The following is an 8528-nucleotide window of genomic DNA, read 5'->3' on the forward strand; positions in this document are numbered from 1 at the left end:
TTTCGTCCAAGAGTTCGTTAAAGTAGCACTCCACGAGCACCACCGGACGATGCTCCCCTGATTGTTTGAATGCCACCACGAAGGACATGGCTTTCGTGCTGTTGGACATCGAGCTTGATGACGTCGATCGTCTTTAACGAAAATGTTTTCACAAAAGAATCGAGCGTAATGACGGGAACTTCGGTCTGTTGAGTTTCGTTCCCTTCGTCTACGATCGTCTGCTGGTGAAGAGAATGGCCGCCGTGATTGTTCTTGTCGGCGAAGAATGTAGCCACCCCGGAAGTGTCGGAAAGTCCCAGGGCGTGGCAATGAACCTGAGGAAAAAATTCGACGTCGAAAGTGGATCGTAAGCTGGAGAAGGTTGTTGGCTCCGGCTCGAAGGCGTGAATCAACAAATTTTTGTATTTCTGAGCGAGGAGGAAGCTAAAGATTCCAATATTGGCTCCAATATCCAGAAAAACTCCTTCAGGTTTTTGGGAAAAATACCGGAAGAGGAATTCCAGGTTGGGCCTCTCGTAAGTTTCTATACCCCAACTGACCACATGATAGGAGGGCCCTTTTTGGTCGCTCATGTCGACAAAAAGTTTATTCCCATTATGTGTTAGCCAAGTCTTTTGCTGAGTATTAAATAAACCGGTGCGCCCGAGCCATCGGCGCCGCATGATTTGTTTATTGATCCAGTTTTTGGTTTCTTTGAATTCAGCCATAGTTGTAGGGGCGCCAGTTAAGGCGCCGTTCTACGAACATAGTCAGGGTTATCGATTAAGTCATCCACCGTTTTTTCGAGGGACTCTGCCCAGTCTTGAGTGACGCGGATGCCATTGGCTTTGCCGCCATTCGACGAGACCGGTGTCTGCGTGGGAACGCCTGGAGTTCTCGCCGCGGGATCGGAGGGAGGCGCAGCCATACGACGGGGAGGATTATCGGCGAGGGAGTCTTCCCTTAAGCCGTACTCGAGATCCGAAGCGAGAGGTATGCGATTCAGAAGTGAGCGGCTGTATAAAAGTGAATCCAAATCTGTCCGCCAGTTTTTGAACTCTCCGTTTTCACACTCGCTCTGGATATAGCGAACATACCAACGCGCATTGAGAAAAAAAGCGCAGTAACGATCAACCACACCGATATTAACAATGGCCTGACTTAACGAGGAATCAATCTGTTCGGCCAGAGTCTCAATTTTGCCGCGAGCCAGACGATCCGCTTTTTCGTAGGCGTCGTTCATGGCCGTCATATAACTTTCGGCGGCGCGAACCGCGTAGTTTTCAAATGGATAGTGAGCGGTTCGGACGGGCTCAACGGTTTGATTCAACTCTCGGAGAAGAGGTCGCGGTAATGAACCCATCTGCGCACTTAAGTGGCTAAAACTTTTGCGAGCTAGATCTTTTTGATACATTAAAAAAACATAGCTCTGTTGAGAGATCATAAAGTTTTCGATATCGGCCACTTGTTTTACGATCTCTTGCAGTCCGAGATCGGCGCGAATCTGGCTATTGCTAAGAGCCGCGATGCGCTCCTTCACCCAGGCGATCGTTCGTAACGAGCGGTAGGTGTGAGTTCCCAGGGGCCGAACATACTTTTTATTCACTTCCGCCGCTAATCGCTTCATTTCGTCTTCGAAGGATTTCGTCCAAACTTCAGCACGTGTTCTCCCGGCTTCGGCCGCGGCGATCCGATCGAAGAGCTCTTTGCACTCCACACAGTTTTCCAGAAGAATTTTGATTTGCTTTTTTAAGGTTTCGTCCAGCCTTCGGAGATTGGCAATGGTGTTTTGGGGATAGATAAAATTACGAACTTCTTTTTTATAATCAAAAAGCGAGCACAAACTTTCGGAATAGGCTTCCCGCTGATTGTAATCGTCGAAGCGAAATCCCGGACTGTTTTCGCGCATCGTCTTCATACCTTCGAGAAAACCTACCACCAAATTACTCGCGATGGACACGGTCCCTGCGACCGCGGGTCCGCCAACTAAACTTAGAATTTTGGAGCCTTCGCCGATGAGACTTGTAATCAGCGAAAGCGAACTGGCTTTTTTATCCTCTTCGAAGCAGGTTGAATTGCCAGAAATCACTCGAACCAAGGCATCGGTGGAGGTCATTAAGTTAGAAACGTAGTTTTGAATTTCGGCTTGCTCGTCTTTGTTGAGACCTTCGGACTTCCCTTTTTCCATGAGGGCGAGAAATTTCGTACGTTGTTCACCCACCAGGCCCGAAAGCTTGTTGGTGTTTTGGAGAGTGGTCTCTTTGGTTTCTTCGCAGCGAGCTTCTTTCTTAATGGAATCTTTCAACGTCTGGATTCGTTTAAGAAGATTCTTCATTTGGTCGCTGGTTTTAGGACATTCTAAAACCGGGTATGGAGAATACCCTTTAGCTTTGGTTTCGTCCGAGACAGGAAGCTCTTCGGCGAAGCTGAACGATTGGAAAAACAAAACGGATAAAGCGAGAATGATCGTAATTTTCATATTAACCCCACTGCCGGGGAATCTATCGTATTCTGTAGTTTTCCACTTTGGAAAATTTCGGGGCTGAAAAAATTATAGTGCCCCAGTGATTAGGCCTCTCTCAGCTTTGATTTCCACAGTTAAATTCATCTCAGTTCATCAAAAACGGAGGGAGCCTTGTGGTCTATCGGGCCTTTTTTACAAGCTCCATCATATGAGTGACCTTATCTCGCAAGAGCGGGCCACCGGTTTTCTCCGAAATCGAAGTTCCAACTATGATTGCGTCTAAGTGAGGAAGGAGTTGGGATGCATTCTGTGCGGAAAATCCCGAGCCGATGATCACAGGAATTTTGAGAGCCCCTGATTTGGCCTCTTTCAGTTTGTCGGCGGCCGGGGAGGAGCCTGATTTGCTGCCCGAAACAATCACTCCGTCGCTCCCCCCGGTCTGCGCTGTAAGAGCCGATTGGCCAATGGTGATTTTTGGATTTAACATTTTCGAATATTTCACTTGGATGTCCGTCAGGAGAGCTACGTTTTCCGCTTTTATATTTTTTCGATAATCTAACAGGGCTTTGGGATCGATCGGCACTTCCATCTTATTAGCGATCACGCGGTCCGAAAAAAAATCGAGACGCACAAACGGAGCTCCGCTGTTTTTAGCCAAAAGCAATGTCGAACCCGGGAAATGCCATAGGATTTCGACGCCAACGACGAGCGAAGTGGATGCGATCACTTGGCGTGTCAGCTCGGCCATTTTGTCGAGGTGCTCTTTCGATAAGTGGCGATCTAAAATGTCGCCGCCGCGAAATTCGAGCAGTATTCCATCCATTCCCCCCTCTTGGGCGATGCGGGCTTGCTCAATGGACCAGGCTTGAGCTTTTTTAAAGTCGTCCGGAGTTTTCCATGAGCTTTCGATCATCACCGCGGCGATGGCCGGTTTTTTTGTTTTAAACAGACTTAAAAAGTCGGCGGCAGTGGCCGACGTGGCGAACAAAATAAACAAAATGGTGAAAGATATTTTGGGAAGCATTTAGATTCAAAGCGCGATTACTTCGCGCTTTCTTTGATAAATCGAGACATGTAGTAGCGAACAAGGAAGTCGATTTTTAATGGCTGCTCGTTGTAAGTCCAAACCAGATCACCGAAAGGTCCCCACTTGGCGATCAGAAGCTCTTCACCTTGGTCAATATCTTGCTCTTTGCTTTGCCCCGGAACAAAATTGGCTCCCACATAGTGGAAGCGAATAGATAATATTCCCGGTTTCTTAAGAGAGAAAATCAATTTGAACCCGTTACGAAACAACATAAAGTCCGCTTCCGTATTTGAAATTCCGTAAACCTTAATACGACCCAACGGAGATCCTTTGAGTTGATTGAAAGTCGTTACGGCATCCACAAAAGAAACTTTGAGATCGTTGAGGAAATGGAGGGACTCGCTGGCTAATAATCTCTGTGGATCGAATCCCGCAGAGAAGTCGATCATTCCTGACTCTTCCATCTCTTGCTCAGCTTTGACCAGATCTTTAATCCACGAAATTTTATCCATTCAGCCCCCTGATGATAATGCAAGGCATCAAGTCCATCGACGCCTAATATCATAGTAGCGAACTCAAAAATGATGTCAAGATTTTGCGCTACTGGGTGAGCTCTGATGCGGCTTCCATGCGCTTTTCTCGGGTTCGCACTCCTAAGAACTGAACTTCTTCGGCACGGATGAGGGTTTTCCCCTCCGCCGTCACCTCAAGCCACGCTTCGACGGCAATGGGCGAGCCTTTTTCGAGAAACCGCACGCAGTTTTCGGCCACCGTTCCCCAGACAATCACGGAGTGCCAATCGGTGAACTCGTCCCATGTCTTTGATTCTTTATTAAACGATCGGCGATGGGTCGCAATACTGAGAAACGTATAACTTTTCCCATTTTTACTTTTCTGAAGAACCGGTGATCGACCGATATTGCCCGCGATAAATAATTTGCTGATTCCACTCATAGAACCTCCTGTGCAGGGAGGGTCTTGCAATTTGAAACCATCGCGCTGGGCTTAGGCCCTCTCAGTTGAGGGACTAAGATTTTAAATTCGGACGAATAGTTTTAAAAACTGAACTTTATAAACTGAACGTAAAGAAAGTGCTGTAGTCGTCTCTGGCGAGATCGCGATTTTCGCCACGATAAACGCCAAAAGTGAATGTGATAGGAAGGTAGTAGCCAAAGGTACAACTGAGGTGGGCTTCGGCTCCGTAGCCCCAGTACCACTTACCGTACTCGGAGCGAAGATACGACTCTCTGGAGAAACTATACCGAGCTCCGTCCAAACTGATCGTGTCGGCCACCACCGCTCCCGAGAGTTGTTTCACAAAAACGGGAAACGTCTTCCAGCCCCGATAAATGTTAGCCAGAGGAAAACGGTACTCTAAGTTCCCGACGACCACGTTGTTTCCTAAAAGAGTTCCCGTTGGGTAACCTCGCATCAAGAAAGGCGGGATGAGAGTATTAGAGACAAAGTTAGCGCCAATGGTGGAGGTGAAAAGAGTGGAGTTGTTGAGTTTAGGTGCATAGGTCGCATTCAGTTGGGTAAATAGAACGTGTCTTTGGGGAAGCCACTTCGAAAAATAGGCTCTAGCACTGGCATTCGTTTTGTCGAAACCGATGTTTCCCCACTCTTTGATAAAAGATTGATGACTGATGGCAAAAGAAGTCCCTTGCTCTGGCGAAATCTCAAATCCCAAGCGACGAGAGTTGTTGTAAGCGAGAAATATACCAGGACCAGAACGCTCGATGCTGGAAGTTCCAAATTCAGTGGTGAAGGAGTCGATCTCCAGGCCCATCGTCCAGCGCTGGTTCAAACCGGGAATGTAAGAACGCGCTTGGGCACTAGCTCCCGTGTCCTTGAGAGAGACATCGGCATTGTAAATGTAGCGGTAAACTTGCGCCGCAGAGATTGAAAGCGCCACCGGCGTGGACATGTTGGTATAGCTCACCGATCCACCGGTTTTTTGAGTGAGGGAGTCCCACTCGGCCCCGAGCGAAATAATATTTTTGTTGAGGGGATCTGCCATGGATGTGCTGGCCTGTAAACCGATACCCCCATCGAGAAGATAGCCGTACGGCATCCAGTAGCGAGGGTAAAGATAGCGGAAGGGATAGAATTCTTTTTCCTTCAAAGCCGTGGCATCGAAGTCGTCGGCCAGGTCTAATGTTGCGGGTTGAGGTAAAGTGAGTAAAGGTTCGACCTTGGGGGCACCGGTGATCTTTTGCCAGGAATCGGCGGGGGTCATATAAACGTAAACGCCATCTTCTCGCTGCTCAGAATAGTATAGGGCCTGGTTGAGAGGATCAATCGCCCCATCAATAATGCGCGTGAGAGAATTTGTAACCGCACGCTTTTGGCTAAAATCATCGGTGGTGGAGAGATAAAGGTTATCGACCCCCGACGTGGGCGAGGAATAAAGAATTCCCAAAGGAGTTAAGTTGAGCGAGGTCGGAATTGCCGATTCGCTGACGGTTGTCACCGTATGGGCGGCGACATTGTAGGCTTTAAGAACGCGTTTCTCTGAATTTTGTTCGATAAATAAAATGGAACCACTTCGATAAGCCAAAGACCACATGTTGGTTCCGAATCTCGGTGGAGTATAGAGCACGCGGATCTTTTTTGTGGCGAGATCGAAATAGGAAAGTTGTTTTGAGCCTGGAGTGTTCTGCACAAAATAGACACCCTTATTGTCGTTTGCAAAAAGGATGTCTCCCACGCGCGCGCCAAAGGTCATCTGAGTGATTTTTTGTTGGGCTAAATCATAAAACTGGAGATCGCTGTACTGATAAAAATAGCGCCAAAATTTGATCAGGTTAAACGCAAGAGTTTTAGAATCCGTGGACCAAGCGATGTGCTCCACCCCGTAGGTGTCTGTGGGGAGACTGATGTGAGCCGCTTCGACAGTGAATTCGTTTTTACCATCCCGTTTAAGAATATGGACGGAGCTTGGAATGTTATGGGCGCTTGAAATAAAGGCCAAGTACTTCCCGTCGGGACTGATGACGGGTTGGAAGTTTAAGTTTCCAGGCTGAGGTAAACGAGTTCCTTCGCTGACGGGGGCGGTGCGAAGAGTGCTGAACTGGCGATCGGCTTGGGCTTGTAAATTCTTATAAGTGTCTTGCAAAAGCTCGTCGGCCTCTTTCCCTGTTTTGTTTTCGAGCATGCCACTGACGAAATAGGGAAGGCGGCGAGAGGAGGCTTGGTTGAGTTCATGATGAGTTTCGAAACCATAAGTCTCTGCCAAGTGGTGCATATAGGCACCGCCTAAAAGATAGGCGCGTCGACCCCCCAGCCAATCGGGAATAAATTCGTTCATCTGATCGATCGGGTATTTATGCCACTCATTTTTAGCACTGATGGCCCGAACAATCCCCTCGAAGTTTTGCGAGCGGAGTCGTCCTCCTTTAGGATTATAATAACTTTCGGTATACACCGCGAGTCCTTCGACATACCAGCGGGGCAAAAGAACATTCGGATGAATCAAAGAGCCAAATAGGGTGTGGAAAAGGCGCATTCCTCCATGCACCGGGTAGAGATTAAGGATGTGGGTGTATTCGTGAACCATGATTTCGTAAAGGGAGTCGTCGGTTTCTCCGATGGGAGAGGTCGGCAGCGGGATGACGGGGAACACCGTGACGAGCGGGTAAGGGAAGATCGTTGCTGAGCCATTGGGCGAATCGGTGTAGTCCGAGATGACAAAGGTCGTTTTCCTCGGGAATTCCACAAATTGTTTCTGGAGAGCGGGGAAGACTTTTTGAAAAGTCTTTGCGTATTGGAGAGCAAGCTCCTTCTGCCGAGAGTCATAGATCCATATGGCATTCTCTTGCTCCATCACTTTCCAGTGAATTTCGGGAGCCACCTGGGCAAAACTTGTCTTACTCTTCGCGATGACCGCGATCACCATTAAGCAAAATAGAAAATGTTTCATTTGTACAATTAGAACACGAGTGTTCTGACGGCTGCATTAAAAGAAGAAAGGTTTGACAAGTGTCAGCAAAGTTTTGAGAATACCCTTAACAACTTAAGGAGATTCCACATGTTAAAAAAACTTTTCGTCATCGGCCTTTCATTGGTTTTTGTTGTCGCTTGTTCTTCTAAAAAGAAAGCGGACGACGCAGGTACAGCAGGAGATGGTATGAACTCTGCTGCAGACATTGCTGAAAAGCCCATCATTTTCGATCCATTGGGATCTGACAGTGGAAACATTTCCGGTCTAAGAACTGTGAACTTCGCTTACGATAGCCAAAATCTAGATGCCGAAGCCAAACAAGTTTTGGGTTCCAATGCAGAATGGATGAAGTCGAATCCTAATGCAAAAATGCAAATCGAAGGACACTGTGATAGCCGCGGTTCCAACGAGTACAATTTAACATTGGGTGAAAGACGTGCGAACACGGTCAAGACGTACCTTCAAGGTCAAGGCATTGATGGCGCCAGACTTTCTGTGATCAGCTACGGCGAAGAAAAACCACTAGCGACTGGCGAAAACGACGCTGACTATGCAAGAAATCGTCGCGCCAATTTCGTACCTGTACAATAAGTGGTTCTATGAGACATATTTTGGCTGCAATCATAAGTGGAACTTTGATCGTTGCCATGAGCTCGTGTGTGACGGTGGATATTCCTATTCAGGAATACACCCTCGCCCGGGCGGCGAGAGAGGCGGCGATTTCTGCCGAAGCCGCCAAATATTCTCCTCAACTTTTCTACCGCGCGGATAAGATTTACAAACGCGCGGAGACTTTGTTTAAAGATCGTTATTATTCCGAGGCCCATGATGAATTTGTGGAAGCGCAGCGCTTGTGCGAAAAGGCCGAAACGGCCGCGCGCTTAAAGCAATTCCAAGCAGGAGATGCCAGTGGTAGTTAAAAATATTTTTATTTCTACGTTTCTCATTTTTTCGACAACATCGTGTTTGCAAACACGTGCGGCTTTAAAAGGTGAATCCCACACGGTACAGGCCAAACAGGCTCAAGAAGAGAGCAAGTTCGACGAAATCAATAAAGACTTTCGCCAATTGAATGGCCGAATCGAATCGCTCGAGGCGCAAGTCAAGAATGTTCC

General features: G+C 47.7%; 9 protein-coding genes. 3 read left to right on the forward strand and 6 right to left on the reverse strand.

The genetic code is table 11. The annotated features are described in order from the left end of the window. Positions 1-17 precede the first annotated feature (17 nt). From K2Q26_14870 to K2Q26_14895, 6 genes are all read right to left on the reverse strand, one after another. Complete coding sequence (locus K2Q26_14870; GenBank protein ID MBY0316800.1) at positions 18-707, reverse strand: FkbM family methyltransferase; 690 nt, start codon at positions 705-707, stop codon at positions 18-20. 17 nt (positions 708-724) lie between these two features. After that, positions 725-2458 carry a hypothetical protein gene (locus K2Q26_14875; protein MBY0316801.1) on the reverse strand — a complete coding sequence of 578 codons (1734 nt, stop codon included), beginning with the start codon at positions 2456-2458 and terminating at the stop codon, positions 725-727. Positions 2459-2621: 163 nt separating this feature from the next. Then, a complete protein-coding gene (locus tag K2Q26_14880; protein ID MBY0316802.1) occupies positions 2622-3467 on the reverse strand; it encodes a hypothetical protein in 846 nt (281 codons plus the stop codon). A gap of 17 nt (positions 3468-3484) precedes the next feature. Beyond that, a complete protein-coding gene (locus K2Q26_14885) occupies positions 3485-3982 on the reverse strand; it encodes a hypothetical protein (GenBank protein ID MBY0316803.1) in 498 nt (165 codons plus the stop codon). An 88-nt stretch (positions 3983-4070) separates the two neighbouring features. Next, positions 4071-4424, reverse strand: a complete 354-nt coding sequence (locus tag K2Q26_14890) for a single-stranded DNA-binding protein (GenBank protein ID MBY0316804.1) — start codon at positions 4422-4424, stop codon at positions 4071-4073. 115 nt (positions 4425-4539) lie between these two features. Continuing rightward, complete coding sequence (locus K2Q26_14895; GenBank protein ID MBY0316805.1) at positions 4540-7392, reverse strand: hypothetical protein; 2853 nt, start codon at positions 7390-7392, stop codon at positions 4540-4542. Between the two features lie 108 nt (positions 7393-7500). Here K2Q26_14895 and pal point away from each other — a divergent pair, with 108 nt between their 5' ends. From pal to K2Q26_14910, 3 genes are all read left to right on the forward strand, one after another. Next, a complete protein-coding gene (gene pal, locus K2Q26_14900; protein ID MBY0316806.1) occupies positions 7501-8004 on the forward strand; it encodes a peptidoglycan-associated lipoprotein Pal in 504 nt (167 codons plus the stop codon). An 8-nt stretch (positions 8005-8012) separates the two neighbouring features. Further along, the gene (locus K2Q26_14905) at positions 8013-8333 is read left to right on the forward strand and encodes a hypothetical protein (GenBank protein ID MBY0316807.1); all 321 of its coding nucleotides are present in this window, start codon (positions 8013-8015) and stop codon (positions 8331-8333) included. Next, a partial coding sequence (locus K2Q26_14910) for a hypothetical protein (GenBank protein ID MBY0316808.1) occupies positions 8323-8528 on the forward strand: 206 nt, incomplete at its 3' end. The genes K2Q26_14905 and K2Q26_14910, both read left to right, overlap by 11 nt.

The organism is Bdellovibrionales bacterium (genome assembly GCA_019750295.1).
Lineage (GTDB): Bacteria > Bdellovibrionota > Bdellovibrionia > Bdellovibrionales > JAGQZY01 > JAIEOS01.